This is a genomic window from Nonomuraea sp. NPDC001699, assembly GCF_053596455.1.
In genome coordinates this window covers 966,022-992,853 of sequence record NZ_JBSFGF010000002.1, presented here as the reverse complement: position 1 = coordinate 992,853, position 26,832 = coordinate 966,022, and the positions used below count along the sequence as shown (strand labels likewise).

The following is a 26,832-nucleotide window of genomic DNA, read 5'->3' as shown; positions in this document are numbered from 1 at the left end:
AGGTCGATGTGAGTCGATCGGGGCGCCTCTCACCTGGCAGAACGCCCCAGGAAGACTTAGCAAGTCTGCTGGAATCGAAGGGCGATGGCTCCCCGAATTGGCTCCCGCAGCTCCTCTCCGTTATGGATAGATAGTCCCTACGTTCACTCCCACCGTTGATGGTCTGAAACCGCACGATTCTCGGCTGCCAGCGGGATGGACCGATCGGCGTTCTCTCACACATATCGTCGTCCGGCCGGTCCCTCCATGTGCAGAGCGTCGACTGGCCGACCGACATTCCTTCAGGAACTCGCTGCCAAGCTCAGACGGACGACCCCGCCCCGCGGAGCCGACATCCACATGTCTTGCGAATGCCGCTGCGGAACGGGGCGATCCCCCGCGCGTGCGGGGCCGACTTCCCGGCGGCGTCGAGCGACTCGAACGTCATGGGACGAGCCCCGCGGGGGGATGTTCCCTCCTCCGGCGCCGTCGTGCTCAGCCCGAGCGTGTCGGCCCCGCGGACGCGGGGATATTCCGCGCCTGCCCAAGGCGAAGATCGACGGCGACTCGTTGGCCCCGCGAATGAGCCTCAAACAGTGGCGGCCAGTCACCGAGGCAGGGTTCAAGCACAAGAAGTTCGCCATCTACGTCTGGCGGACCGTCCGGGAAGGAGGAGACACCAAGACCCGCAAGTCAGGCCGCACGCTGGAGCTGCCGAAGCTGGCGGCCCAAGCGCTCAGACAGCACCACACCCGCCAAGCCGCCCAGAAGCTCAAGGCCGGCGAGGCATGGGAGGACCACGATCTGGTGTTCTGCACGAACGTCGGCACCCCGCTCGACGCAGCGAACGTGCGGCGCACCTTCCGCAGGATCACCAAGCAGGCCGGGCTCGGAACGACATGGAGCCCACGAGAGTTGCGTCACTCGTTCGTCTCGATCATGAACGATCAGGGCGTACCGATCGAGACGAACGCGGATCTCGTCGGACACGCGGGCACCAGCGTCACCGAGGCGGTCTACCGCCACCAGCTCCGGCCGGTGATCATCAAGGGCGCCCAGACGATGAACACCATCCGAGTGGGATGGCTCCCCGATTGGCTCCCGTCGACCCCCAGACATGAGAGAAGGGGCTTCGGATGATCTCCGAAACCCCTCCACCTGCACCTTACGAGTGGGCGATACTGGGATCGAACCAGTGACCTCTTCGGTGTGAACGAAGCGCTCTCCCGCTGAGCTAATCGCCCGCCCTGTCGGCGCCTTGCGGTGCTGACGGGGAAAACCATACCGCACTCTGGGGGTGCTGGCGAAACGGAGCGTCCGAGGGCGATCTTCGGGAGCTCCGGGTAGGAGGGATTCGAGCGAAAGGCGGCGGTTGCCCACCGGCATGGTGGGTCGGTGTCATACCATCGACGTGTGCCGTAAGGCACCGATCGCGATCTTTTCGGTAGAAACGTTCTTGGTCGGGCCCGTCGGGGCAGGCTCTACAACAGCAAAACCCTCGCAAATACGACCCGATTGATGCCGTTTAGCCAGGTAGATGCCTAAATGTCCAGCTGTGATGTGCGTTACAGAAGGCCCTTGAGGCGGAATCTTTCCTACAGGTTTCTTCGTTCCGCGTCATAGCTCAGGACGAAGTCCGTCAGAGCAGTGAAAGCCCCGAAGAGGGGACCTACGACGAAAAGGTTTGGCTGACGATGAACAGCACCACCGTCTCCGCCGAGCTTGGCCTTCGGCTAGTGGTCCCCGACCGTACTACCGTCCCCCTGCTCGCCGGACTGAGCTACACAGCCGACGATCCGTATGCCATCCGCATGGCCTTCCACGTAGGGAACGACGAGCCGGTCGAGTGGATCTTTGCTCGTGAACTGCTGACCGTAGGCATCGTGCGGCGGGTCGGCGACGGCGACGTGCAGGTTTGGCCCGCACGCGCCGATGGCGAGCGCACCCTGCACATCAGCCTCACCTCGCCGTTCGGGCAGGCGCTCTTCGAAGTGCCGCTGGCCCCCCTCACGGAGTTCCTCCACCGGACGTACGAGAAGGTGCCCGCGGGGCGCGAGACCGACTTCATGAACCTGGACGCCGAGCTCACCAACATGCTCTGGCCGTCCTGAACCGTTGCACCCGAGGCCCCGGCGTCCACCCCGACGCCGGGGCCTCGGCATGCGCGGCGTCAGGACGGGAGCGTGGTCCGGGCCTGGCGCATGCGTTCGATCTCTATGCTCTGGCCGGAGTAGACGTCCCTGGCGAGCAGGCGCATGCGGTGGTCGCGTCCGCCGGCCAGCTCCTCCCCCGCCATCTTTACCGCGCCCTGGTGGTGCCTGGTCATCAGGCGCAGGAACAGCTGGTCGAACGCGGCTCCCCTGGCGGCTCTGAGGGCGTTCAGCTCCTGCTCGGTGGCCATCCCGTAGCCGGTCGCCGCGCCGTGGGCGTGGTCGGCGGGGGCCGGGCGGCCGAGTTCGGCGAGCCAGACGGTCATGGCCCTGATCTCGGGGGTCTGGGCGGCGGTGATCGAGCGCGCGAAGGCGCGGATGACCGGGGTGGTCGTACGGGCCTCTACCAGGGCGGTCATCTCCAGCGCCTGCCGGTGGTGCGGGATCATCGCCTCGGCGAAGCGCACGTCGGCGGCCAGGGTCGGGGCGGGGCTGGGGCCGATCCGGTCGCCGGGCTTCGCCGTACGGGCCGGGGCTCCGGGGCTGCCGGGCACCAGGACAGGGGCGTCCGTCCCGACAACCTGGACGTCCGGGGCGGGTGGCTCGGAGCAGGCCGAAAGAGCAAATGTCATCACAACTGTGATGAAGACCGTACGCGGCCACCAACGTGCTGGCATAACTTCCATAGTGAGCCACGAGAGACAAAGGGGACGCGTGTTGATCTTCGCCAAGCTGCGCGGAGCGGTGTTGTGCGCGGTGTTGTTGCTGGCTTCGGCGTGCGCGGGGGAACCGCCGTCGGCCGGTGAGCCAGGGGCCGCCTCCTCACGCGAGAGCGGCACGGCGTCCGGTACGGCATCGGGCTCGGGCGACGTGCTGACCAGCCCCAACGTCAAGCACGTGGCGAACGTCCCGCGCACCGGCCCGTTCGCCGGGGATGACAATTTCAACACCGATCTGGCCTTTCAGGGCGACTACGCATTCGTCGGGAACTTCGCCGGATTCGTGATCTACGACATCAGCGACCCGGCCAAGCCGAAGACGGTGAGCCAGGTGTCCTGCCCGGCGCAGCAGAACGACGTCAGCGTGCACGGCGATCTGCTGATCCTCTCGGTCGACGAGCCGCGCGGCAGCGCAGACTGCGACTCCAACGAGGAGACCCGCGACTGGGAGGGTCTGCGCCTGTTCGACATCAGCGACAAGAAGAGCCCGCGCTACGTCGGCGCGGTGCTGACGGACTGCGGCTCCCACACGCACACCATGGTGCCCACCGACGACAAGCTCTACGTCTACGTCTCCTCCCCCGGCCCTGAGCCGGACTCGCGGACCTGCTCGCCGCCGCACCAGAACATCCAGATCGTGGAGATCCCGCTCGACGACCCCAAGTCCGCCAAGGTCGTGGCGCAGCCGGACATCTTCCCCCAGCAGCAGGACACCGAGATGTTCGCGGGCTGCCACGACATCACCGCCTACCCGGAGAAGAAGCTCGCCGCGGCGGCCTGCTTCGGCGACGGCGTGCTGCTCGACATCTCCGACCCGGTCAAACCCCGGGTGATCCAGCAGATCCGCGACACCGAGAACTTCCAGATCTGGCACTCGGCGACGTTCAACAACGACGCGACGAAGGTCGTCTTCGGGGACGAGCTGGGCGGCGGCAGCCAGGCCACCTGCGACGCCGGCACGCCGCGCACCAAGGGCGCCGACGCGGTGTACGACCTGGTGAACGGCAAGCTGGAGCGCCGGGGCTACTTCAAGATCCCGCGCAGCCAGGAGCCGGACGAGAACTGCGTGGCCCACAACGGCTCGCTGATCCCGGTGAAGGGCAAGGACGTCATGGTCCAGTCGTGGTACCAGGGCGGGGTGTCGATCTGGGACTTCACCGACTCGGCCAACCCCAGGGAGATCGGCTTCTTCGAGCGGCGTCCGTACCCGGAGGGCGGCATCGCCGGCTCGTGGTCGGCCTACTACTACAACGGCTACATCTACTCCAGCGACATGCGCGAGGGCCTGGACGTGCTGCGCATCGACGACCCGATCACGGATCCGGCCAAGCAGGTGAAGATGGACGAGTTCAACGTCCAGACGCAGAAGTCGTACTGAGGGACGAAGGGACAGGGCCCCGGAGGCGGGGCCCTGTCGGGGGCGGGTCAGGGGTTGAGGTCGGCGGCGGCGCGCTCGGCGAAGATCCGCATGGCCTTGGCGGTGATCGGGCCGGGCGCGGTGGGCAGCTCGGTCCGGTCGACCAGCCTGATCGGCTGGATGTCGCGGGTGGTGGAGGTGAGGAACGCCTCCTCGGCCTCGTACAGGGCCTGCAGCGGGACGTCGGTCTCCTCGCCCCCGCACCATTCGAGCACCAGCGCGCGGGTGACGCCGGCCAGGCAGCCGGAGTCGAGCGTGGGGGTGATCAGACGGCCGTCGCGCACGATGAAGATGTTGGAGCCGGTGCCCTCGCACAGGTTTCCCGCGAGGTTGCCGAAGATCGCCTCGCCGGCGCCCTGGTTCTTGGCGTGCAGCAGGGCCTTGGCGTTGTCGCCGTAGGAGGTGCTCTTGACGCCGGACAGCGCGCCGCGCTCGTTGCGCGGCCAGGGGACGACGGCCACGTTGGCGGTCTCCGGGAACGGCTTCTGCTCGTCGACGATGACGATCGAGGTGGTGCCCTGGTTGCCACGGTCGGAGCCGAGCGGGCCCGGGCCGCTGGTGTAGGTGATGCGGATGCGGCCGAGCGACCAGGCGGGGGCGACCGCCAGGAGCTTGCCGACGCCTTCGGCGATGGCCTCGACGTCGGGGTCGGGCAGGTCCATGCGCTGGGCCGAGAGCGTGAGCCGGTCGAGGTGGCGGGTGAGCGCGAACGACTCGCCGTCGACGATCTTGATCGTCTCGAAGACGCCGTCGCCGACCATGAGCCCGTGGTCGAACACGGAGACGGTGGCCTGCGTGGGGTCGATCAGCTCCCCGTTGACCCAGACAGGGATGTTCATCGGTTTCCTCCTGAGGATGCTAGTGCGATGAGCCTGGCTGCCTTCAGCTCCGTCTCGGACCATTCACGCGCGGGGTCGCTGCCCCACGTGATGCCCGCACCGGTGCCGAAGCGGATCTCGCCTGCTGAGATCCAGAATGTTCTGATGCCCACGGCCAGCGCCGCCCTGCCCCGGTCGGCGTCGACCCAGCCCACGGCACCACAGTAGGGCCCCCGGGGGACCGGTTCGAGCTCATTGATGATGCGCAGAGCGGACGACTTGGGCGCGCCCGTGACAGATCCGGGCGGGAATGTGGCGGCGAACAGCTCCGGCCAGCCCGCTCCGGGCGCGAGCCTGGCCCGCACGGTGGAGACGAGGTGGACGAGACCGGGATGCTCCTCGACCGCGCACAGAGAGGGCACCTCGACCGAGCCGACCGCCGCGACCCTGCCCAGGTCGTTGCGGACCAGGTCGACGATCATGACGTTCTCGGCGTAGTCCTTCTCCAGCAGGTCGGCGGCGGTGACGCCGGTTCCCTTGATGGGGCCGGACTCCACGACGTCGCCCTCGCGCGACAGGTACAGCTCGGGCGAGGCCGACACCACGCTCAGCCCCGGGACGTCGATGACGGCGGCGTACGGGGCCGGGTTGCCCTCGGCCAGCCGGGCGGCCAGCGCCAGCGGGTCGGCGCCGGGCGGGACGGGGGCCGACAGGACGCGGCAGAGGTTGGCCTGGTAGACCTCACCCCGCTCGATATGGTCGCGGATCGCGCGTACGCCGCGTTCGTAGGCGGCGCGGTCGAGCGAGGTACGCCACTGACCGACATGTGGACCGTGCCAAGCGGCCTTGGGTTCGGGCAGCGCGGACGGGCGCACGCGGTCGAAGCGGGCGCACGTCACCGTGCCCTCGTAGTCGGCGACGACGGCCCACCAGCCCTCGCTGTCGAGCGCGGCCAGGTCGGTCGTCACGTCGCGGAGTCCGGTGGCGAGATGACCGTTTAAGTGGGCGAAACCGTCGTACACATCTCCCATTGTCCCAGCATTTCGACCAGTTCCAGCGCGGCGGGGAGGGGAATCTCGGGAAGGGCCGCGTACACCGTACGGATGGGGGTGGCGCCGCGCAGCGGTTTGAGCACGAGGTTCGGCGGCACCGCCCGCGCGGCCAGTTCGGGTACGAGCGTCACCCCGAACCCGGCGGCGACGAACCCGAACTTCCCCGACCATTCGGCCACCCGCAGCCCGCCTCGCGGTGTGAACCCGGCGGCGGCGCACGCGGCCACCAGCGGCGTCGGCTGCCCGCGCGGCGCCGCCTCGATCCAGCTCTCCTCGGCCAGGTCGCGCAGGTCCACGTCGGCGTCGGGGGCCAGCCGGTGGCCGGCGGGCAGCGCGACGAACAGCCGGTCCTCGCGCAGCCGCACGAGCCGGGCGCCCTCGGCGGGCAGCCCGGCCGGGTAGTCGCTGATCACGGCCACGTCGAGCGCCCCGGCGTGCAGGCGTTCCACGAGCCGCGCGGTCAGCCCCTCGGTCATCCGCAGCTCGACGCCGGGATGGGCGGCCATGAAACGTCGCAGTGTGTCCGGCATGAGGTCGACGTTGGCGGTGGCGAACGCGCCCACGCGCAGTGTGCCGCCGCGTCCGCCGTGGATCGCGGCCAGTTCCTCGCCCGCGCGGGCCAGCCGGTCGAGCACGGCGACGGCGTGCCGGTGCAGGGCCGTGCCGGCGGGGGTCAGGCGCACGCCGCGCGGCAGGCGTTCGAACAGCGGGCCGCCGCCGGTCCGTTCCAGCGCGGCGATGCGCCGGGAGACCGCCGACTGGGTGTAGCCGAGCAGCTCGGCGGCGGCGGTGAAGGATCCGCTCCTGGCCACCTCGTCGAAGAGGCGGAGGGCTTGGAGGTCGAAGGCATTCGTGTCATGCATGGCTGCCATGCAATCTAGTCGGTGGTGGAATACCTCGCATCCCTGTTGACTGTTCCCGTGATTGCATTTCTCGGACAGGGACGCATGGGCGTCCCCATGGCTCGGCGACTCGTGGAGGCCGGGCACAAGGTGACGACGTGGCGGCGTGGGACCGGCGTGCCGGCCGCCGAGGCGGTGGACGGCGCCGAGCTGGTGATCACCATGCTCAGCGATCCGGCGGCGGTGCGCGAGGTGCTGACGGCCGCGCTGCCCGGCCTGCGGCCCGACGCGACGGTGGTGGAGATGTCCACGATCGGCCCGGAGGCGGTGCGTGAACTACGCGCGCTGCTGCCGGCGTCGGTCGGCCTGGTGGACGCGCCGGTGCTGGGCAGTGTGGGCCCGGCGGCGGACGGCTCGCTGGTGGTGCTGGCCGGTGGCGACGTCTCGGGCTGCCGCGAGGTGCTGTCGGTCTTCGGCAAGGTGCGCGAGACCGGGCCGCCGGGGTCCGGCGCGGCGATGAAGCTCGCCGTCATGAGCGCGATCGTGCCCGCGCAGGTGCTGGTCGCCGAGACGCTGGCGTACGGGGCGGCGCACGGCGTGGACCGGGACGCGCTGCTCGACGTGCTGGCGGGCACCCCGCTCGGCCAGGTCGCCGAACGGCTGCGCACACCCGCGACCGAGACCCGGTACGCGCTCGGCCTGGCCGCCAAGGACCTGGAGCTGGCGGCGTGGGAGGGCGCGTCGCTGGCGACGGCCGCCCGGCAGCGCCTTCAGGAGGCGCGGGCGGCCGGGCTGGGCGACCGCGACCTGACGGCGGTCGCCGAGCACGTCGGCGGCGCCCCGGCCACCCGGGCGGTGCCGCTGAACCTGTCCACGATCCCGGCCACGAACGGCGCCTACTCGCACGCGGTGCGGGTCGGCGACATGCTCTACGTCTCCGGCCAGGCCGCCTTCGACGAGCAGGGGACGGTGGTCGCCCCCGGCTCGCTGAAGGACCAGGCCGAGCACATCTTCGCGGTCACCACGCGCATCCTGGCCGACCAGGGCGCGTCCTGGCAGGACGTCGCCTTCATCCGCACGTACCTGACGGACATGGACGACATCCTCCAGCTCAGGGACGTGCGCAACCGGTACGTCACCGGCACTCCCCCGGCCAGCACGACCGTCGAGGTCTCGAAGCTGTTCCGGCCGGGGCTCGTGATGGAGATGGACCTGATCGTCGCCCTCCCCCGCTGAGCGGGACGGGCTATTCGAGCGGCCCGGTGACCGACTCCGCCGCGGCCACGACGCCGCCCTCGGCCACCAGCCGCACGGCGGACTCGATCTCCGGCGCGAGGAAGCGGTCGGGGCCCGGCGCGGGCACGTTCTCGCGCAGCGCCCTGACCACGGCCGCGGTCGCCGGCGCGGGCTCCAGGGGGGCGCGCAGGTCGAGCGCGCGGGCCGCGGTGAGCACCTCGACGGCCAGCACCCTCGTCAGCCCGTCGACCGACCTGCGCAGCTTGCGCGCCGCCGACCAGCCCATGGAGACGTGGTCCTCCTGCATGGCCGAGCTGGGGATCGAGTCGACGCTGGCGGGCACGGCCAGCCGCTTCAGCTCCGAGACGATCGCGGCCTGGGTGTACTGGGCGATCATGTGGCCGGAGTCCACGCCGGGGTCGTCGGCCAGGAACGCGGGCAGCCCGTGGTTGCGCGCCACGTCCAGGAAGCGGTCGGTGCGGCGTTCGGACATCGAGGCCAGGTCGGCGGCCACGACGGCGAGGAAGTCGAGCACGTAGCCCACGGGCGCGCCGTGGAAGTTGCCGTTGGACTCCACCCGGCCGTCGTCGAGCACGGCCGGGTTGTCCACGGCGCTGGCCAGCTCCCAGCCGGCCACGGTGGCGGCGTGCGCGATCGTGTCCCGGGCGGCGCCGGCGACCTGCGGCGCGCAGCGCAGCGAGTACGCGTCCTGGACGCGGGTGCACGCCTGCGGGTCGCGGTGGCTGGCCATGACGCCGGAGCCGGCCAGGACCTTGGTCATGTTGGCGGCCGACCTGGCCAGGCCCGGATGCGGGCGCAGCGCCTGGAGCTCCGGCATGAAGACGCGGTCGGTGCCGAGCAGCGCCTCCACGCTCATCGCCGCGCTGATGTCGGCGGTCCTGACCAGTTTGGTGAGGTCGGAGATGGCCAGGATGAGCATGCCGAGCATGCCGTCGGTGCCGTTGATGAGGGCCAGGCCCTCCTTGGCGGCCAGCTCGACCGGCTCGATGCCGGCCTGCTTGAGCGCGTCCCCGGCCGGTCGCAGCTCGCCGGCGGCGTCGCGGACGACGCCCTCGCCCATCAGCGTCAGCGCCACGTGGGCCAGCGGCGCGAGGTCGCCGGAGCAGCCGAGGCTGCCGTACTCGTGCACGACCGGCGTGATGCCGGTGGTCAGCAGCGCGGCCAGGGTCTTGGCGGTGCCCGGCCGGATGCCGGTGTGGCCGGTGGCCAGGGTGTGCAGGCGCAGCAGCATGAGCGCGCGCACCACCTCGGTCTCCACCTCCGGGCCGCTGCCCGCCGCGTGCGAGCGCACCAGCGAGCGCTGGAGCTGGGCGCGCAGCGCGGGGTCGATGTGCCGGGTGGCCAGCGCGCCGAACCCGGTGGAGACGCCGTAGGCGGGCACCGGGCTTTCGGCGAGTTCGTCCACTCGCTGGCGGGCGGCCGCCATGGCGGCCACCGCGTCGTCGGTGAGCTGCACGGGGGCGCCGTGGCGGGCCACCCTGATGACGTCGTCGAAGCTCAAGGGCTCGGGGCCGACGTTCACGACTCCGTTGTCGCGCATGATCGTCTCTCTCACTTAGGTAACCGGCGTACCCGATGTTAGCTCCTTACTCGGGAAGATCGCCGCCAGCCCTTCCCTCCCTTCGTCGGTGAGGACCACCGCGCGGGGCACCGATCCACGCCGGTACCAGCCGCGTTCCAGCAGGACGTCGGTGATCGCGGCCCCCAGGGCGCCGCCGAGATGCGACCGGCGTTCGGTCCAGTCGAGGCATTCCGGGGCGAAGCGCCGCCTGGCCCTGCGGGCGCCCTCGACGTCCACGCCCAGGCCCATGAGCAGCCGCTCGCCGTCCGGGGTGAGGTCCTGGCGGTCGTAGTGGCCGCCGTCCTTGAGGTGGTCGAGCAGGGCGACGCCGGCGCGTCCGGCCAGGTGGTCGTAGCAGGTGCGGGCCTCCTCCAGCAGCCGCGCCTGCCGGGACTGCCGCAGGGAGCGCACCGGCGGGCGGGCGCTCACCCTGGCCAGCGTCTCCAGCACCTCGGCGATCTCGTGCCCGGCCAGCCGGTAGTAACGGTGGCGGCCCTGCCGGACGACGTCGACCAGGCCGCCGTCGAGTAGCCTGGCCAGATGGGCGCTGGCGGTGGCGGCGCTCACCCCGGCGACCCTGGCCAGCTCGCCGGCGGCCAGCGCCCGGCCGCCGAGCAGCGCCGTCAGGATGGCGGCACGGGTGGGGTCGGCGATCAGCGCGGCCACGGGCGCGATGTCGGCGTCGCGAGCGATGTACTCCATGCTCACGACGCTAATACACCGACATTTCGCTCAGGAACGAAGTGTCAGCCGCGGTTCCCCAGGGCCTTCCTGATGATGTCGCGGGCCCGGTCCATCAGCGCGAGGGGCGTGCCCACCAGCACGTTCCTGGTCGCCGACTCCACGCCGGGACGCGGCCGCAGCGGCCCGACCGCCTCGGCCGCCCGCACCGCCGCGGCCATGGCCCGGCGTTCCACGACGGAGGTGTGGTGGCGGAGCTGGGCGAACTCGTAGCGCTCCTCGCTGCGGGCGTGCGCGGTGACCGCCGTACGCAGCTCGGCCAGTTTCTCCCAGAACGCCGGATCGTCCACGCCCGCCCGGTCGATCTCGACGAGCAGGTGTTTGGCGCGGTTCTCCTCGGCCAGCCGGTCGGCCACCACGCCGGGACCGCCGTCCACCTTCCTGCGCGCGTACGGGTGGACGATCTCCTCCTCGGCGGTCTCGTGCACGGCCAGCAGGCGGATCAGCCGCTCGAACGCCTCCTCCACCCGTTCCGGCGGCGCCTGCTCCACCTCGTCGAACAGGTCCCTGATCTGGCCGTGCTGGGCCATCAGCACGTCGATGACATCGTGTTCAGCCACGTCCAGCGGCCTACCCGGGCGCCGGTCCGGCACGCTCCTCCTTACCGAACGCGGGTCGTTCGGCGACGCAACGCGGAGGTTGCCCCACTATGGCGCGGGTAGGCGCAGCGACATGGCCTTCGACCCACTCCAGGAGCGGGGCATCCCGCTGGACGAGCAGTTGCGCAACTGGCGGGAGCTCGACGTCCCGCCCATCGATCCCGACCACGTCGATCCCTACACCCGCTGCCGGATCATCACGATGAACGGCATCGAGACCGAGGCGATCCTGTTCAGCCACCAGCTCGCCCGCCACTGCACCGACCTGGAGCTCAAGCGGCAGCTCGCCCGGGTGCGTTACATCGAGGCGCAGCAGCAGAAGGTGGTCAACTGGCTGCTGCCCGGCGTCTCGTCGGTGCTGGAGACCACGATCGCGTACGAGCAGGTCGCCGTGGACCTGACGGCGTGGGTGGCCCGGATGGAGCCGGACCCGTACCTGACGCAGGCGTACCAGTTCGGGGTGCTGGAGGACTTCGACCATCTCTACCGGTACGCCAACCTCTACGAGATGATCGAGCACCGCAAGGCCGAGAAGATCGTGGACGGGGTCACCGAGGTCATGCCGGGGCGGCCGACGTACCTGCACCACCGCGACCCGGTCGACAACGTGCGCGAGCCCTACGACCGGCACCGCACCGAGCCGCTGTCCAAGCTGCACGCCCTGACCGTGATGGCCGCCGAGCAGCAGACCATGAACTACTACATGAACGTCGGGCCGATGGCCATGGAGCCGATCGCGCGCCGCCTCTACCAGGAGATCGGCATGGTGGAGGAGGAGCACGTCACCCACTACGAGTCGCTGGTCGACCCGGGCGAGAGCTGGTGGGAGATGCTGCTCAACCACGAGTACAACGAGTGCTACCTGTACCACTCGTTCATGGAGACCGAGTCCGACCCGAAGGTGAAGGCCGTCTGGGAGCTGCACCTGAACATGGAGATCGAGCACCTGCGGCTGGCCTGCGAGCTGTTCAAGCGGTTCGACGGGCGCGATCCCGACCAGGTGCTGGCTCCTGAGCTGCCGCCGCCGGTGACGTTCGAGCCGAACAAGGCGTACCTGCGGGAGCTGCTAACCACCCAGATCGACTGCACCACCCTGGGCACCGGGTACGTGCAGGAGGCCCACGAGCGCTTCTCGCGGATGCAGGAGGCGGTCATGGGCGGGGAGAAGCCGGCGTCGGAGCAGGTCATCGATGACAACCGGGCGGTGTCGGGGCGGGAGTACCGGCTGGAGACGGAGGGGCCGCATCCGGCGGGCATGCAACTGGGCCGCTGACCTGAGCGGCACGCGGTGGGTTCGCCTCCTCACGCCAACCCACCGCCCCGCGCCCCCTGCCGGACGTGTCGCCCCTCCTCGCAACGGCCCGCTTGGGGGTGCGCGGGCGGCGTTGGGCGGGGGTTAGAGTGCGCGGCATGAGTGTCGTCCTCGTCACCGGAGCCTCGCGCGGCCTGGGAGCCGTGATCGCGCGCAGGCTGGCCGCCGACGGTCTGGCCGTCGCCGTCAACTACCGTTCCGACCGCGCGGGCGCGGAGAAGGTGGTGGCCGAGATCCGGGCCGAGGGCGGCGCGGCGGAGGCGTTCGCCGGGGACGTCACCGACGAGGGCCAGACCGCCGACCTGGTCGCCCGCGTCGCGACCCGCCTCGGGCCGGTGGAGGTGCTGGTGGTGAACGCGACCGGGCCGCAGCCGTCGGTGGCGGTCGAGGAGCTGACCTGGCAGGACCACCTCGACCAGCTCCTGTTCTTCGTCAAGAGCCCCACGCTGCTGGTGCAGGCCGTACTGCCAGGCATGCGCGAACGGGGACGCGGCCGGGTGATCCAGATCGGCTCCGACATCGTCGACCGCAAGCTGCCCGGCATGTCCGCCTACATCGCCGCGAAGGCCGCCCAGCACGCCATGACCCAGGCCTGGGCGCGCGAGCTGGGTCCGTACGGGATCACGGTGAACGTCGTCGCCCCCGGCTGGATCCCGGTGGAGCGGCACGCGGGCGACGACGAGGCCGACTACCTGGCCGAGGTGCCGCTCGGCCGCATGGGCACGCCGGCCGACGTGGCCGCCACGGTGTCCTTCCTCGCCTCGGACGGCGGCGCGTTCGTCACCGGCCAGCGCGTGACCGTCAACGGCGGCCACACCTAGGACGACCTGCGCGGAAGCGCTCCGGTTTGGGGACTCGGCGAGGATTCGCTAGAGTTCTCTCGTCGCCCGGCACGAGCAGGGTGCACGCGGAAGTGGCTCAGTGGTAGAGCATCACCTTGCCAAGGTGAGGGTCGCGGGTTCGAATCCCGTCTTCCGCTCGGAGCTTCCGGCTCGGTGGCGTGGCCGAGAGGCGAGGCAGCGGCCTGCAAAGCCGTCCACACGGGTTCAAATCCCGTCGCCACCTCTGCAAGGACGATTAGCTCAGCGGGAGAGCGCTTCCCTGACACGGAAGAGGTCACTGGTTCAATCCCAGTATCGTCCACCAGGTTCCATAGCAGATCAGGTCTGACCTGGTCCAACAGGAGCTATAGCCCCAGCTCACGGCACACGCCGAGAGTCTGGGGCTTCTTGTTGTTCCGGGTTGATCAGGGTTGTTGTCAGCACCGGTGCTGACGTTGTGCTGACCCCATGACAGACGCTTCTCCGAGCGAGGGGTTGACGTAGCTCCGACCTGGGCTGACGATCGCGGAGTCGAGCAAAGTGCGGCAAAGCTCCAGCGGAGGTAGCGATCATGAAGTTGACGTTCCTGGGCAAGGAGACGACCGGGGATCAGTCCCCAACCCTGTACGCCACCGACCGGGGCACCATCGTGGTGCAAGGATGGAAGATCACAGACTCCGAAGCCCTCGAAACCCTCAAGGACGTACCCGACCACGAGACGTTCTTGGAGGTTCCCAGGGAACTGATGCGGCACCTACCCAAGGAGTGGCTCGACCATGGAGACGCAGCGCCTAACCCGTGACGATTTCCGGGCGCTGTGGCTCAGGCGTCGGCGAGCCTTCCATCTGGAGATGAGGGACTCCTACGGCGTCGAGGACGAAGAGGGACCGTTCCGCAGGTGGCTTCTGGGCGAAACGGACGACTACCAGTGGCACCAGTCCTGGTTGTCCTTCGCCCGGATGTCCACCCGCCGAGGCACGATCATCCAGCGGGCCCGGATCGTGACCGAGCCCTTGAGCGACTACATCAAATGGGCCATGACCATCGATCCCCAGAACATCGAGGCAGGCGAGGACATCCGCTATCTGCCCCGACATCAGGCCGCCGACCTCCACCTGCCCGAAGAGGACTACTGGCTGCTCGACGAGGACACCTTGGTCCTCAGCTTGTTCATGCCGGACGGCTCCTCAGGAGGCTTCGGCCTAGTCTCTGATCCCGGCCTGCTTGAGGAATGCCGCACGGCGCGAGACCAGGTGTGGGCGAGGGCGATTCCCTACGCCCTGTACGTCGCGTAGCCGCTCCAGTGTCTACGCCAGCACAGAAGGCACGCGAGGCACTCGGCGTGCGCCTGAGGGACATCCGCAGGGATGCCGGGCTGTCAGGCGTCGCGCTGGCGACCATGGCGGGCTGGCACTCCTCCAAGGTCTCCCGTATCGAGTACGGCAAGCGCAACGCTTCCGAGGACGATCTACGGGTGTGGTGCGAGCACTGCCACGCGGAAGATCAGCTAGCCGACTTGGTGGCCACGCTCCGCTCCATCGAGACCATGTACGTGGAATGGCGGAGGCAACTCAGCATCGGAACGCGTAAGCGTCAGCGTGACCGGCTGACGATGGAAGCCGAGACGAGTTTGTTTCGTATGTTCGAGACGTTCTACATACCCGGGCTCTTCCAGACCCCCGAATACGCCGGCTCGGTGATGACCAGCGTCGTGGAGCTACTGCGTGTACCCAACGACGTGGCACAAGGGGTCCAAGCCCGGATGGAGCGTCGTCACATCCTCTTTCGGAAGAAGCATCGCTTCCATGCGGTGATCTGCGAAGTGGCCCTCAGCGCAGGCGTCGTGCCCCCCGACGTGATCCCGGGCCAACTCGATCAGCTCCTTCACGACATGGAGTTGCCCACGGTCAGGTTGGGCATCATCCCCACCGCAGCTCGCCATAAAGCACTGCCCTTGACGGGCTTCTGGATCCTCGATCGCCGCGTGGTCCAGATCGAGACCCTTACCGCCAGCCTGGCCCTGAGCCAGTCTCATGAGGTCGCACTGTACGAGCGAGCCTTTGAGCAGCTCGCGGCGTCCGCCGTGTACGGAGCCAAAGCCAAGACGCTTATCCGCGAGGCACGGGCACGGCTGAGTTAGTGCGGCAAAGAGCGGCAAACACCTTGGATGCCGAGATCCTTCACTCCTAGCGTCGAGGCATGGCCCTCACGCACCCCACCCCCGCAACCGATTACACGGTAGGAGACCCCATCCCGGAGAACGCTGCGAACGCGCAGCGTGACGCGCTTGAACGGATTCTTCCCCATCTGACGGTGTCGGGAGTGAACGCCCAGCTCGTCAAGCGTTGTTCCACGGACCCCCGCCAGAGCGGGCCAGAGTCACCTGCCGAGCCGCTGTGGCACCCCCCACAACTGGTCATCTACGCCGACGCCGGATGGACGGTGGCCACTGTCACGCTGGGGGCGCGCTCGGGCAGTTACATGGTCGAGCTGGCGCGCGTGGCCGATAACAACGCGGCGCTTGCCGACCGCATGCGGGTGGTGCCGGAGCACCGGCCCCAGGACGTTGCCCTGGAGATCGCCATGAGCATGGGGCACACGTGACCACCCTTGAGAAGCTGCGCGCGGCGTTCATCCCTGGCTACGACCGGGAGGCGTCGTGACGCTGATCACGAAGCTGTCGGAGACGAGCTTTCGCTACCCGTACGTGATCGGGTGGACAGGTGAGGCTCAGAACCCTCCGCTGAAGTGGGTACCGCGTCGCGGCGGGTTGCGGCTGAGCTACGCCGTGCCCCAGCGGGACGACTTCCGCAACGGTGCCCTCCTCCTGCGACAGGGCCAGAACCGTGCGGGCCGACCCGACTTCACGACGGTCAATACGCTGCGGCAGTGGCGCTGCATGGACAAGCGGCTGTGCCAGGTGTGCGCACGGTCGGCTGTAGATCGGGACACGGGCCGGATCTGGTGGCTGCTGTCCGGTGACGGGCGCGAGGGCGACGGCTACACCAACGCGCCGCCGACATGCCGGGCGTGCATCCCGGAAGCGATCTCACGGTGTTCCCACTTACGACGCAACGCCGCCGTCTTCACCGTGGGCGACTGCTCTGCCTTCGGAGTACGAGCGGATGTGTTTGTTCCTTACTTGCCTCCAGTGGTGCCGTTCGAAGGCAACGCCATCCTCAGGTTCGACGACTACGACATGCATCACGCGCTCGCTCGTGAGCTGCTCGTGCGGCTACATGACGTGCAGCCGGCGCTTCTGGCCGGGGGGCGACTTACAAGCCGAGAATAGGCCGGCAGGGAGACCCAGAGTCTCGCGATTGCTGCAGCGCCTTCACCCCCTACCGACTGGGCGCAGCCTAGGGATGTGCTGTAGGCGTGCACCCTCGCCCCGAGTGCCCGACTTTTTCATCAGGGAAAGAGGGTGGGGAGTGAGGATTCGAGTCCCTCCATCCTGCTCAACATGCAGAAGGCCCCCTCGAGCGAGGGGGCCTGTCTAGGCGACTGCATCACCCCCATCCGGGGTGACGTCTTCGCCTGCGGCTGCTTGCGGCTTCTCAACCGCGGGTGTGTCTTCTGGCGCTTTTAACGCCTCAGACTCTTCCTGTGGCGCCTCTTGGCTCCATCGGACTGAGATTTCCTTCCAAGAGATACGTACCTCTCCACTGCCGAGCTTGTACTTGTGGGCTGCTGCCAGAATCAACCTGGCGCCCAGGATCCCAAGTACGCATCCGGCGAGGATGAGGGCCGCACCAGCGGGGCCCAAGCCCGAGAGCCATGCTCCCGGATTGGTCCCCATAGCGATCTATCTCAGCCCACCAGTGCAGTGCAGCTAAGCATCTTCCCTCCCCGCAGCTAATCGGTATGCAAGTCGGACTGACTACACGCACGCCAGACAGCCATACGCAACCGCAGCGTTGCGGGTCTCGTCAAAGGGCAGCGCAAACTAAGTTGTGCATCAGTCGATCCTACTAATGGACAACTCGTCCGGCTTTAGGGCTCAGCCGGTTTGAGCGTCAGTCGCGCCACTTCTGCACCGACGAGACTGCCGCACTGCCCTCTCCAGATCGCACCCTGGAAGGCAGTGATCTCATCGTACCGAGCAACTACGTCGAAGAGCGGCTTCTCATGGAAGGAGGTATGTGCCATAACTGACAGAGGCCCTGCCCCGAAGACCAACGCGGTTCGCCGCAACAAGCAACTCGGCGAAGGCCCCCGACCCGTGAGCCGGGGGCATAGTTCTACTGGTTCTGCCGGATTGCTACGCCGCCACCACGGGAGCCTGGAACAGGGCCTCAGGGGTGCCCTTGGCCCGACTCCTGCGAGAAGCCTTGGTCACCGTGGCCGTCTGGGGAGCGCTGGCGGCGGCCTGCTTGGCCATCATGGTCATCAGGATCTCCTGAAGCATCTCCGCCCCCGCGGGGGAGGACAGGAACGCCTTCACGGCCTCCTCCGAGACGGCAGGCTCCTCGGTGACCTCCGCAACCGGCTCGGGCTCAGGAGTCGTCTCAGGCTCGGGCGTGACGCTGCGCGCAGCGTCGATCTCGTCCCACTCGTCATCGCTCAGGAAGGGCAGGAAAGCGGGAACCTCAGCCACCGGGACGGCCTCCTCCTCAGGAGCCGTCTCCTCCTCGTGCGTGGCAAGCTCGGCAGGATCCTCCGTAACAATCTCCGGGGTCGCCTCCGCGTGGAGTTCGTTCGTTGCTTCGGCGACCGCAGAGTCAACGTAGAGGTAGCGCATGCTCGGACGACCCCCGGTGCCCTTGGCACTGTGCCCCTTCGCCACCTCAATCGTGTCGAGCTGAGCCACGATCTCCCGAAGATCGGCCGCCTTGATGTTCAGGGCTCGATAGATCTCGGTGGCCGTGCGGCCAGCCTCCCCGGCCTCCCGTACGAAGTTCTCGACCTTCACGGCGAGACTGGCCTCCTCCGAAGTCTCGGCCTCGGGAAGCACGTACGCGATAGTTTCGATGGAGTAGCAGACCAGGGCCAGAGCGGCGTCAAAGTCGCGCTCGCTGATCTCATCACGCCGCTCCGACAGGGCGAATAGTCCGGCCAGCCGGATCATGTAGGCCACCGCGCGTTCGGCGTACTGGCTCATGGCCTCGGTGGAGATCATGGCTTCCACGATGGGCCGGTGCTTGGCCTCGAACACGCGGGCCACGTACCCCGGTACGGTCACCGTGTCCACCTGGCGGGCGTAGTCGCCAGACTGCCGCAGTGCACGCGCGGCCTGCCGGATGGCCTCGTGGGCGTCGGAGGACTCGAACACCGGCAGCGTCTTGGACTGCTGCACCCACACAGGGAGAAGACGGTTCCAGGTGCCCCCGGTGGCGTCCTTGCCACCCGCCACAGCAGCCCAGTTGCGAGGCTGCACGTGCATGATCAGCCCCAGGTGCGGACGCCTCACCCGGAGGTCATCCAGCTTGGTCTTGTGGGCGATGGTCTGGGCGTCGAACGCTTTGCGGAGGTAGACGCCCACCTTGGCATCCCGGCGCGCGTTGGACAGGAGCGCGTCTCCCTCCTCCTCAATGAACCACACCGGGTTGGCCAGCGTGCCCTCTGCCCGGTCGGCCAGCTCGGTGATGAACCCCAGGCCCGTGGCCGGAAGCCCTTCCACCACGCTCTCCTCCGCGAACGTGGCGAACGCGGACTCGATCACGCGCCGCGCGATGCCGGTAGCGGTGCCCTTCCGTCCGACACCGCTACGCCCGACCAGGACACCCCACAGTGCCAGCGGGGAAGAGCCCTTGCCTGTCTCGACGGTCGGCCTGTAGCCGATGTAGGCGCTGTAGGCCGACATGAGGGACACCATGACGCCGACCTTGGACCCTTCGGTGTAGGGGTCGAGCGCATCAGTGATGCGACCAAAGAGCCCGTGGAACGCCTCGTTGGAGATAACAGGAGCGTTGCTCTGCATGGCTTGGTAGCCTTCCTCTGCTGGCCCCAGAGCGCTTAGGACGGCAATCTGTGTCGCTCTGGGGCTGGTCTATGTCTAACGCTGTCTCGCAGTCCCGAGTTTGTTCGTTTACCCGGTTGAATCGGAGCCAGCGCCGAGAAAGCTAGCCATTCGAGTTTTGTCTGTCAACACAAAACTACGAAACTCCAGGAAAATCGGTGTTTGTTAGTGCGCTGCCCGCACCCTGGGGTAATGCACTTTCGATGAGGCCATGGACCCCGCCAGGGGGTACCTTCCTCCGACCAAGTACGGGTCTCGAACTTTTTCAGGCAGGGCATCATCTGTGCGCTGACCTGGAGTAACACCCTCATGTGAGGGCGAAAGAACTAACAAACCCGCAGCCCTTAAAACAAAGAAATCCCCGAACCCAGGCGATGAGTTCGGGGATAGTCGAAATGAATTTAAGCGGCCCACTTCACGGCGGCCTTCACGAGGCCCTCGGAATTCTGCACGGCGACGTTGGGTGCGGTGGGTTGCTTGCCGCCGGGGAAAGACAGCACCCGCGCGCCGTAAAGGTGCAGGGCGTCAATCTGGTCACGTCGATACTTCTCTACCGGCTGGCTACGGAAGTCGGTTAACTGGCTGGCGTACGTGGTGAACGACTTGTGCCCGGCCAGGATGTCCACGCCGTTCGGCATGGCCGTGGTGGACAGCAGCGTGAACCCGGCCAGGCGGGCAACGACACCGTTGGCGGTGGCTCCGGCCTCACCCAGGGCGGCGGCGTTGGCCACGTCGGGGGCGCGCATCAGGTAGCGCTTGGCCGTGGGCGAGACGACGACGTATCGGCCTGCGGGCACGTCGCTGCCGTCGAGCTTCTCCATCATGTCGAAGATGGCTTCCAGCAGCGCTTCACCCTTCGCAACACTTGTGGGCAGGCTGCTCACGTCCACCTGAGGCAGGCTGGAGGCTGAGGCCGCGATGGTGGCACCAACGAACGTGTCGGTGGAGGACGCGAGAGCGCGGATGGACTCCAAAGTGGCCGGCGCCGCCAAAGCGGCGGCTACCTGAACCGTCTCGATGTTGCGCACGTAGAAGGCCACATAGTCGGCCTCGGTGATGTCCACGTACTGTTCAACGGTCTTCAGGTCTTCGATCGTCATTCCGGCCACGTCGTTGTACTTGCCTACGTTGGGCCGGATGAGGCCGTTGACCACCATTCGGTCGCCTTGGGCGGTGATGTCGCCCTCATAGTCGGTGTTCACCACCAGTGGCGAAGCCCAGACCAGCAGGGGGTCAAACTGTGTGAGCAGCTCGCTGCTCCACTCAGTGGGCACGAATGCATGCGTGCCTGCGTGTGCGTACGGAGGAATGGGGGTGATAGCCAATTAACTAACAAACCTTTCTCGGAGGGGACGTCTACCGGCGTGCCCGTGCATCCAAGGGCACGGACTTGGGACCTTCTGGCGGTCCACTGCCCTGCGGGCCGATACCCACGTTCTGAGGAAACCTGGGCTGGCTTTGGGCCGGTACGAGGGTGGTGATGAAATCAGCGATGGCGGCCGAGTCAACCTGTCCGGCCGCGTCGATGAACGACGACACGTTGAGTCGGCCGATGGCTTCAGGGCCAAGCTCTAAGCCACGATCCTTGGCCGCATGGTCGAGCTGGATCACGGCAAGCTGGTGCACGTGCTCAGCCTGGCTGTCGGCAATAGCCTGTTCCAGTTCCGCGTTCTTAGCGGTCACGGCCTCCAGTTCGGCGCTGGCGGCCTTCCAGCGAGCTTCGTTGGTCCGACTCAGGCTCTTCCACTTATCGGCCTCAGAATCGATCTGAGAGCCTTCTGGGGGCACTTCGGCCACCGGCTCCATTTCGGGGGCGGCGTCAGACGTGTTGGTTGGTGAGTTTTCCATTTCGGCACTCCCTATGTGTTGTCAACGATGAAGGCTTGGACGGGCCTACCAGGTGCGCATACGTAGCTCGTCATGTTCTGGCGTTGTCTGCCACGCGTAGGTGAGCGACTTCGGGTTGTCCAAATCGCCGTTCACAGACACGATGCGGATGGCGGGGTCCAAATCGCCGTCCCGCCAGGCGGCGAGGATCTCCAGGGCGCACATGTTCTCAAGCTGGGCATGGCTAATCATCAGTGTTCTCTCAAATGGTGTAGGGGTACGAAGAAGGCCCCCGGCACGAGGTCACCGAGGGCCTTCAACAGGCTTTCACAAGTGGGGAGAGCCGAGGTATCTCTCCCTAACCTGTATTAGAGGGGGAAGCTTGTTATTTTGGCGAGAAAACTCACCTCACTAGAGTTCGCAGCTCCCAAAGGACTTCATCACAACGCACTGAGCAGTATGGATGGAAATGCTCGGCTTCAATCTTTGTGCCGCACGACAGGCATAAGCCTTTGGCAAGCCGGTAGCGCTCCCGCGCTTGCTCACGATCACGTACGCGCTTGGCGGCCTGACGACATCCGGCCGAGCAGTACCGACGCCACGGGCCGGGGCGGCCCGCGCCGAGTTGGCGCGTCTCCCGCACCCGCTCACCGCAGTGCCCACAGCGGAAAACCTGGGTGAGAGAGCCACCGGCCTTACGACGCCACAGCTCATTTCTCATGCCCTGGACCGCCGATGGCGGTCCTGCAACGACTTGGCCGTATGGCACGCCCGATGGACGCTACGAAGGTTGTCGTCGTCCCAGCTACCGCCGTCCGCTACGGCGGTGACGTGATCCACCTCGCTGGCACCGAACAGCCCACACAAGTAACAAACTCCGGCATCACGTTTGAGAACCGCCCTTCGGCGGCGGTTCCAATCCTTCGGCCGAGAAAGGTTCCTCTTGGACGTCACCGCCCACGGCTTGCGGCGGTGGGCGGAACACTTCCCTTCACCGCGTACGGCGATCTGATGGCAACCACTCTCATTACAAATCTTGTTAGCCAGGGCCAACGGCCCTCCAATCGTTCAAAGTAACTATCAATCCACTGGCAGCCCCGAAGGCTGCCTTGTGTAGACAACTAACCGGTAAGTAGTTGGGCCTTCCGGCTAGGCCCTCCAGGCCCTTACGAGTGGATGGTGAGTAAGAGATAGGACCAGCCCCCTGAAGGGCTGGCCGCACCTACTGCTCATCGTTCCCCCTCGCTCCGCCGTTGAAGAACCCCTATATAAGAAGGAGTCTGCTATTCCCGCTGGTGACAGCGTTGCACATGGACAAATACTGTCCATCAACCCAGATCTATGGACGGATGCTGTCCTACACGGATTTCGTCGCAGCGAGCGCTGTGGGGTCTATCCAGCCGTCCGGCGTCCATGACAGGTCGTGCCCGTGCTCAGGGCACGGCACCGGCGAATATGGGATATCAGCATCCAGCAACAAGAATGGAATCACCAGACATCGCCGGTTCAACTCCGGCGCAAGCAATCCCACCTCAATCAACTCCGTGATCAGCCGTCCTAGCTGCCGATCTGAGTAGCCGGCCACCTCTCCGGTTGCGCGGTTCAGCTTTGGCACCAGATCGCGAAGTTCCCCGGCCTCAAAGTTGGCATGCCCGCCCTGGCAAGCCCGCCCTACCGCCAGCAGCCACAGGCGAAAGCCTGGGTCGAGAGTGAGAGCCTGTGAGGTCTCCTCGGCCGTTCTTCCCTGAAGTTTCCACCACCTTGGCCTGTACCGCCTGTGCGATCTGCGCTCACTAACAAACATCACATCCATACGTCCTCCGCTAGCCTTCATGCAATGACCTGGCGGTCAATCCACGTCTCCACGTCACGTTGTCGGAACCTCAGAGCGCGGCCGACCCTGATTCCCGTCAGGCCCCACCGCTCCCATCGGTCATAGACGGTGCTCTTGGGCACGCCGAGATAGGCGGCCACCTCCTCCACACTCATCAGCCGGTTACTGCCACCGCTGGCCAATCGCTCTCCTCTCCCATGTGCGGGCGCTTCGCCCGCAGGTTTGGTACCGCTCGCGTCTCGTGTCCGCTGTGCAGTTGTCAAAGGCATGCCCGTGACCGCCCTGGCCGGGCGTGACCTGGTTGGCCCTTCCCTGCCCGGCGCGGCGGGCACACGAAAGCCTGGGCAATACATGCGGCTCTTGTCAAGCCACCTATATAGACATCTTGTCAAGCACCACACTTAGCCCATAAGTTGATCGCATGACAGAGCACACCGACGCCCCCCAAGCGGGCGGCAGCCAGGCCACTGCACAGGTCGGCCCATGGCTGATCACCTACGTTTGGCCCGACGATGCGGCGCAGGGCGGCCCCATCGAACTGTCGATCAAGCCTGCCCCCGGTGCCGACCCGACTGAACTGGCGCGCGGGATCACCACGAGCACGCTGCGCGCGATCCCACTCGCGCAAGTGATCGAGGGCCGGAAGAAGCTCCAGACCGTGAATCAGCAGCGGCACAACTCCGTCCTGCACGCCGCAACACGTGAAATCACACGGATGGTCGAGGAAGACCCTCGGCCTGGCAGCCGGGGGCGACCAGATCTGTTCTACGTGATGGTGGCCTTCGCCTACGCCATCCAGGCCCTCCGCTCCAAGAGCCCCGTCAACGCGCTCGCACAGGCGACCGGGGCCGATCGGCGGACTGCCGAGAACTGGGTGCGCCTCGCGAGAGAGCGGGGCATGCTCAGCGCCCCGATGCCCGGCATGCCGGGCGGAAAGTGGAGCGCCGAAGCCGAACAAGTCCTCACCGAATACTCGGCACAACTCAAGGAAGACGAGGGAACTAACTAACGTGGCCAGCCTGATCAAGAAGTGTGAGTGCGCCGACACCAAGGCCGGGCGCGCACTCGACCTTCGCAAGGCCGACGACCGCAAGACCGCAGAACGGGTGTGGGGCAAGTGCGGACACTCCTGGGTAGTCCGCTACCGCCTCGGCGGGCGCGACGCCAAACAGCAAGAGCAGTCCTACCCCCACCACATGCGCAAGGACGCCGAAGCGTTCATCCTGGAAATCAAGTCCGACAAGGTCAGCGGCTTACGCCGCGTCATCGACCCCAAAGCCGGGAAGGTCGTCTTCTCCGACTACGCCGACAAATGGCTCACCGGACGCGTACTCAAGCCCAACACCCTGGAGCGATACCGCTCCTACCTCCGCAACCACATCAAACCCGCCCTCGGCCACCTCAAACTCAGCGCCATCAAGCGCCAGCACGTCAAAGACCTCATCGCCAAGATGCGGAACGACGGCTACGCCGCCAGCACGATCAACGGCTGCTACGCCGTACTCAACTCCATACTTGACGAAGCCGTACGAGACAAACTGCTCACCGACTCCCCCTGCACGGAGATCGAACTTCCCTCAGCGGTCGGGAAGAAGGACTTCTACGTCCCCACCTGGGCACAGATCGCCAAGCTTGCCGACGCCATGCCGAAAGACTGGGCGGCGGCCATCTGGCTCATGGCCGGATGCGGCCTCCGCATCGGCGAAGCACTTGCCTTCAGCGAAGACTGCCTCCTCTTCGGCGGCCGAAGGATCAGGATCTCCCAGCAGGTCACCCAGAAACACGGCCTCGGCCCGCTCAAGCACCGCGAGGAAGGCGAATACCGAGACGCACCACTACCGCCGTTCGTCCACGCGGTCGTCACCACCCACCTGGACACACACGGCACCAACCCAGACGGCTACCTCTTCCAGGGCCGCAAGCACCCGTACGTCAACCACGAGGTGTTCCGGGTCAAGTTCAAAGCCGCCCTCAAGGTCGCGGGCATCCCTGACAGCTTCACCATCCACGGCCTCAGGCACGCATATGCCTCGATGCAGCTCTCTCAGGGCATCCCGATCACCGACCTGTCCCACTGGCTCGGCCACAAGGACATCAACGAGACCTAACAAGACCTACGCCCATCTACTGGAGGAGGCATGGGACCGTGCCCTTGAGGTCATGGAAACGGCCTACCAGGAGGCCATCACGCCCGTTAAAGATCGCGCGGCGTGCTGACTATGTGCTGACTCCAGGAGGTCTCAATGGGCTATCTACAAGGCACTTTTGCTCCCAGATGGCACATTCCCAGTATCGTCCACCATCTCTCATCAGCCAGGTCGGCGGATCGCCGGCCTGGCTGATGCGTTTCCGGCTGTTCCCGGACTGCGGGCCTGGTGTTGGTAGCAAGCGTTTGGTTCGATCAGGGGCATGGACGCTCAGGAAATCGCCGACCGCCTGGAGATCGCCGACCTGCTGGCCCGTTACTCGCGGGCCGTCGACTCCGGTGAGTGGGACCTGCTCGACGAGGTGTTCAGCCCCGACGCGGTCATCGACTACCGGTCCGCGGGCGGGATCAGGGGCGGTCTCGCGGAGGTCAAGAGCTGGCTCGCCGAGGTGTTGCCGCACTGGCCGGGACGCCTGCACCTGATCGGGGCCGCGCGGATCGTCCTCACCGGTGACCAGGCGCAGGTGAGCGCGCCGTTCACCGACACCCTCGCCCCGACCCGGGAGATGGCCGCGTCCGATGCCAAGGGGTTCGTGCACGGCGGTGGGTGGTACCACCACCGGATGCGGCGCACGGCCGGTGGCTGGCGGAGTGAGGAACTGGTGGAGGAGCAGAGCTGGCGCACGGCCCAGTGAGCTTGCCGGGACCCCCTGCGGGGTCCGCCTCGGGGGCTGGGTCGGAGGGAACACCTGCACGGCCACCCTGGATCGACGCGACGGCCCGTACGGAGCCGCCCGGCCCTCGGTCTGCGCCTTGGCCGGTGGCGGAGCGGCTTCGTGGCCGGCTGTGGGTCGGCGTCTTGTCGGTGCATGCAGCCGCTTTGCGGCGGGGGCGTTCGGTGTGCCCGCTTCGGTGTGTTCAGTGGGGCTGCTTGGCGTGGGTTGTGGTGAAGGCCAGGAGTGGGACGGCGGTCCGTTCGGGGTCCTCAAGGATGGGGGTGTGGCCGAGGCCGGGCAGCAGTTCGACCTCCGCGCCAGGCACGATGCGGTAGTCGGCGGCGGACGAGGAACGCCATCGGCGGTCGTCCTCGCCGAAGATCACCAGTAGCGGTTCGCCGAGGGGCGCCAGCCGGTCCGGGAGCGGCCGTTGTTGCAGGTAGTCGCGGGTGCCCTGCATGGTCGCGGCGAGCGTGTGGAGGGTCATGCAGCGCACCTCGTCCAGGAGCTCGTCGGGCAGTTGGTAGCCCGGACGGCTGAAGCCGGTGCTCGCGAACCCGCGGAGCTGTTCGTCGGTCGGCGGCCACTGTGAGGGGGTGAACGCGGCCGAGGCCGGGGCGATGAAGGCGTCCAGGCTGGGGCCGGTGTTGATGAGGACGAGCGCGGACACCAGGTCGGGACGTTCCTCGGCGAGGGCGGTGGCGACCGCGCCACCGCTGGAGTGGCCTGTGACCACGGCCCGCCGTACGCCGAGCCGGTCCAGTGCCTCGCCGACCCGGCGGGCCTGATCCGGGGTGGTGTAGTCACGGTCGTCCGGTTTGGCGGAGCGGCCGTGGCCGAGCAGGTCGATGCGGATGACGTGGTGGGAGCCCGTGAGCAGGGGGACCAACTGGTCCCAGGAGCGGGCCGAGGACGCGGAACCGTGGATGAGGAGGAGGGCGGGGGCGTCGCGGGGGCCGTCCTGGTAGACGTGGAGGTCGCCGTCGTCCAGGGAGAGGGTCGTGCTCTTGGTGCTGTCGCCGGTGAAACTGGTCATGGGGCCACTGTCTCGGCCGGGGTGCGGCGAAGGATTGGACGAATGT

Annotated in this window: 28 protein-coding genes and 4 tRNA genes; 17 read left to right on the top strand and 15 right to left on the bottom strand. The window is 67.2% G+C overall.

Going from position 1 to position 26,832, the window contains the following annotated elements; genetic code table 11:
* Positions 1 to 561 precede the first annotated feature (561 nt).
* On the top strand, positions 562 to 1,119 hold the full coding sequence (locus ACWCSU_RS10180; protein ID WP_449934742.1) for a site-specific integrase: 558 nt from the start codon (positions 562 to 564) through the stop codon (positions 1,117 to 1,119).
* A gap of 32 nt (positions 1,120 to 1,151) precedes the next feature.
* Here the strand turns inward: ACWCSU_RS10180 and ACWCSU_RS10175 are convergent.
* Positions 1,152 to 1,223, bottom strand: a tRNA-Val gene (locus ACWCSU_RS10175).
* Between the two features lie 450 nt (positions 1,224 to 1,673).
* On the opposite strand from ACWCSU_RS10175, the gene ACWCSU_RS10170 reads away from it, so the two are divergent.
* Positions 1,674 to 2,090 (top strand): SsgA family sporulation/cell division regulator, encoded by a 417-nt coding sequence (locus tag ACWCSU_RS10170; RefSeq protein ID WP_449934741.1) that lies wholly within the window; start codon positions 1,674 to 1,676, stop codon positions 2,088 to 2,090.
* 59 nt (positions 2,091 to 2,149) lie between these two features.
* Here ACWCSU_RS10170 and ACWCSU_RS10165 read toward each other — a convergent pair whose 3' ends face one another.
* Entirely contained in the window at positions 2,150 to 2,761 is a 612-nt protein-coding gene (locus ACWCSU_RS10165) for a DUF305 domain-containing protein (RefSeq protein WP_449934740.1), read from the bottom strand.
* An 85-nt stretch (positions 2,762 to 2,846) separates the two neighbouring features.
* Between ACWCSU_RS10165 and ACWCSU_RS10160 the strand changes: the two genes are divergently transcribed.
* Positions 2,847 to 4,226 (top strand): LVIVD repeat-containing protein, encoded by a 1,380-nt coding sequence (locus ACWCSU_RS10160; protein WP_449934778.1) that lies wholly within the window; start codon positions 2,847 to 2,849, stop codon positions 4,224 to 4,226.
* Between the two features lie 47 nt (positions 4,227 to 4,273).
* On the opposite strand, the gene ACWCSU_RS10155 is transcribed toward ACWCSU_RS10160, so the two are convergent.
* The 3 genes from ACWCSU_RS10155 to ACWCSU_RS10145 are packed head-to-tail and all read right to left on the bottom strand — an operon-like array spanning position 4,274 to position 6,998.
* The gene (locus ACWCSU_RS10155; protein WP_357703136.1) at positions 4,274 to 5,104 is read right to left on the bottom strand and encodes an aminotransferase class IV; all 831 of its coding nucleotides are present in this window, start codon (positions 5,102 to 5,104) and stop codon (positions 4,274 to 4,276) included.
* Positions 5,101 to 6,051, bottom strand: a complete 951-nt coding sequence (locus tag ACWCSU_RS10150) for a chorismate-binding protein (protein ID WP_357703134.1) — start codon at positions 6,049 to 6,051, stop codon at positions 5,101 to 5,103. Before ACWCSU_RS10150 ends, ACWCSU_RS10155 begins: the two co-directional genes overlap by 4 nt.
* A 29-nt stretch (positions 6,052 to 6,080) precedes the next feature.
* Positions 6,081 to 6,998: a LysR family transcriptional regulator gene (locus tag ACWCSU_RS10145; protein WP_357703132.1), complete on the bottom strand. Its 918-nt coding sequence runs from the start codon at positions 6,996 to 6,998 to the stop codon at positions 6,081 to 6,083.
* A gap of 21 nt (positions 6,999 to 7,019) precedes the next feature.
* Between ACWCSU_RS10145 and ACWCSU_RS10140 the strand changes: the two genes are divergently transcribed.
* The gene (locus ACWCSU_RS10140; protein WP_449934739.1) at positions 7,020 to 8,213 is read left to right on the top strand and encodes a Rid family hydrolase; all 1,194 of its coding nucleotides are present in this window, start codon (positions 7,020 to 7,022) and stop codon (positions 8,211 to 8,213) included.
* A 10-nt stretch (positions 8,214 to 8,223) separates the two neighbouring features.
* Here the strand turns inward: ACWCSU_RS10140 and hutH are convergent, their stop codons facing one another.
* From hutH to ACWCSU_RS10125, 3 genes are read right to left on the bottom strand one after another with little or no spacing between them, the layout of a single operon-like run.
* The gene (gene hutH / locus ACWCSU_RS10135) at positions 8,224 to 9,774 is read right to left on the bottom strand and encodes a histidine ammonia-lyase (protein WP_357703128.1); all 1,551 of its coding nucleotides are present in this window, start codon (positions 9,772 to 9,774) and stop codon (positions 8,224 to 8,226) included.
* A gap of 15 nt (positions 9,775 to 9,789) precedes the next feature.
* Positions 9,790 to 10,497 (bottom strand): ArsR/SmtB family transcription factor, encoded by a 708-nt coding sequence (locus ACWCSU_RS10130; RefSeq protein ID WP_357703126.1) that lies wholly within the window; start codon positions 10,495 to 10,497, stop codon positions 9,790 to 9,792.
* Between the two features lie 44 nt (positions 10,498 to 10,541).
* Positions 10,542 to 11,096: a hemerythrin domain-containing protein gene (locus ACWCSU_RS10125; protein ID WP_357703124.1), complete on the bottom strand. Its 555-nt coding sequence runs from the start codon at positions 11,094 to 11,096 to the stop codon at positions 10,542 to 10,544.
* A gap of 112 nt (positions 11,097 to 11,208) precedes the next feature.
* On the opposite strand from ACWCSU_RS10125, the gene ACWCSU_RS10120 reads away from it, so the two are divergent.
* From ACWCSU_RS10120 to ACWCSU_RS10075, 10 genes are all read left to right on the top strand, one after another.
* Positions 11,209 to 12,408 (top strand): hypothetical protein, encoded by a 1,200-nt coding sequence (locus ACWCSU_RS10120; protein ID WP_449934738.1) that lies wholly within the window; start codon positions 11,209 to 11,211, stop codon positions 12,406 to 12,408.
* Positions 12,409 to 12,545: 137 nt separating this feature from the next.
* The gene (locus ACWCSU_RS10115) at positions 12,546 to 13,268 is read left to right on the top strand and encodes an SDR family oxidoreductase (RefSeq protein WP_364096507.1); all 723 of its coding nucleotides are present in this window, start codon (positions 12,546 to 12,548) and stop codon (positions 13,266 to 13,268) included.
* A gap of 86 nt (positions 13,269 to 13,354) precedes the next feature.
* Positions 13,355 to 13,426: transfer RNA gene (locus ACWCSU_RS10110), tRNA-Gly, on the top strand.
* A 15-nt stretch (positions 13,427 to 13,441) separates the two neighbouring features.
* A tRNA-Cys gene (locus ACWCSU_RS10105) sits at positions 13,442 to 13,512 on the top strand.
* A 6-nt stretch (positions 13,513 to 13,518) separates the two neighbouring features.
* A tRNA-Val gene (locus ACWCSU_RS10100) sits at positions 13,519 to 13,593 on the top strand.
* Between the two features lie 246 nt (positions 13,594 to 13,839).
* Positions 13,840 to 14,070: a hypothetical protein gene (locus ACWCSU_RS10095; protein ID WP_364338107.1), complete on the top strand. Its 231-nt coding sequence runs from the start codon at positions 13,840 to 13,842 to the stop codon at positions 14,068 to 14,070.
* Positions 14,045 to 14,563, top strand: coding sequence for a DUF6879 family protein (locus ACWCSU_RS10090; RefSeq protein ID WP_449934737.1), 519 nt, complete (start codon positions 14,045 to 14,047; stop codon positions 14,561 to 14,563). Before ACWCSU_RS10095 ends, ACWCSU_RS10090 begins: the two co-directional genes overlap by 26 nt.
* A gap of 47 nt (positions 14,564 to 14,610) precedes the next feature.
* Positions 14,611 to 15,408, top strand: coding sequence for a helix-turn-helix domain-containing protein (locus tag ACWCSU_RS10085; protein WP_449934736.1), 798 nt, complete (start codon positions 14,611 to 14,613; stop codon positions 15,406 to 15,408).
* Between the two features lie 59 nt (positions 15,409 to 15,467).
* Positions 15,468 to 15,872 (top strand): hypothetical protein, encoded by a 405-nt coding sequence (locus ACWCSU_RS10080; protein WP_449934735.1) that lies wholly within the window; start codon positions 15,468 to 15,470, stop codon positions 15,870 to 15,872.
* Between the two features lie 55 nt (positions 15,873 to 15,927).
* A complete protein-coding gene (locus tag ACWCSU_RS10075; RefSeq protein ID WP_449934734.1) occupies positions 15,928 to 16,560 on the top strand; it encodes a hypothetical protein in 633 nt (210 codons plus the stop codon).
* 969 nt (positions 16,561 to 17,529) lie between these two features.
* Here ACWCSU_RS10075 and ACWCSU_RS10070 read toward each other — a convergent pair.
* From ACWCSU_RS10070 to ACWCSU_RS10045, 6 genes are all read right to left on the bottom strand, one after another.
* Complete coding sequence (locus ACWCSU_RS10070; protein WP_449934733.1) at positions 17,530 to 19,188, bottom strand: hypothetical protein; 1,659 nt, start codon at positions 19,186 to 19,188, stop codon at positions 17,530 to 17,532.
* Between the two features lie 440 nt (positions 19,189 to 19,628).
* Positions 19,629 to 20,501 (bottom strand): hypothetical protein, encoded by an 873-nt coding sequence (locus tag ACWCSU_RS10065; protein WP_449934732.1) that lies wholly within the window; start codon positions 20,499 to 20,501, stop codon positions 19,629 to 19,631.
* Between the two features lie 82 nt (positions 20,502 to 20,583).
* Entirely contained in the window at positions 20,584 to 21,075 is a 492-nt protein-coding gene (locus ACWCSU_RS10060) for a hypothetical protein (protein ID WP_449934731.1), read from the bottom strand.
* Positions 21,076 to 21,120: 45 nt separating this feature from the next.
* A complete protein-coding gene (locus ACWCSU_RS10055) occupies positions 21,121 to 21,279 on the bottom strand; it encodes a hypothetical protein (protein WP_449934730.1) in 159 nt (52 codons plus the stop codon).
* Between the two features lie 492 nt (positions 21,280 to 21,771).
* On the bottom strand, positions 21,772 to 22,008 hold the full coding sequence (locus tag ACWCSU_RS10050) for an HNH endonuclease (RefSeq protein ID WP_449934777.1): 237 nt from the start codon (positions 22,006 to 22,008) through the stop codon (positions 21,772 to 21,774).
* An 876-nt stretch (positions 22,009 to 22,884) separates the two neighbouring features.
* Positions 22,885 to 23,043 carry a helix-turn-helix domain-containing protein gene (locus tag ACWCSU_RS10045; RefSeq protein ID WP_449934776.1) on the bottom strand — a complete coding sequence of 53 codons (159 nt, stop codon included), beginning with the start codon at positions 23,041 to 23,043 and terminating at the stop codon, positions 22,885 to 22,887.
* 266 nt (positions 23,044 to 23,309) lie between these two features.
* Between ACWCSU_RS10045 and ACWCSU_RS10040 the strand changes: the two genes are divergently transcribed.
* The 3 genes from ACWCSU_RS10040 to ACWCSU_RS10030 all read left to right on the top strand — a co-directional run bounded on the left by ACWCSU_RS10040 (position 23,310) and on the right by ACWCSU_RS10030 (position 25,729).
* Positions 23,310 to 23,897, top strand: coding sequence for a hypothetical protein (locus tag ACWCSU_RS10040; protein WP_449934729.1), 588 nt, complete (start codon positions 23,310 to 23,312; stop codon positions 23,895 to 23,897).
* A 1-nt stretch (position 23,898) separates the two neighbouring features.
* On the top strand, positions 23,899 to 24,996 hold the full coding sequence (locus ACWCSU_RS10035; RefSeq protein ID WP_449934728.1) for a tyrosine-type recombinase/integrase: 1,098 nt from the start codon (positions 23,899 to 23,901) through the stop codon (positions 24,994 to 24,996).
* Between the two features lie 301 nt (positions 24,997 to 25,297).
* Positions 25,298 to 25,729 (top strand): nuclear transport factor 2 family protein, encoded by a 432-nt coding sequence (locus ACWCSU_RS10030; protein ID WP_449934727.1) that lies wholly within the window; start codon positions 25,298 to 25,300, stop codon positions 25,727 to 25,729.
* A 223-nt stretch (positions 25,730 to 25,952) separates the two neighbouring features.
* Here ACWCSU_RS10030 and ACWCSU_RS10025 read toward each other — a convergent pair whose 3' ends face one another.
* Entirely contained in the window at positions 25,953 to 26,786 is an 834-nt protein-coding gene (locus tag ACWCSU_RS10025) for an alpha/beta fold hydrolase (RefSeq protein ID WP_449934726.1), read from the bottom strand.
* Positions 26,787 to 26,832 lie beyond the last annotated feature (46 nt).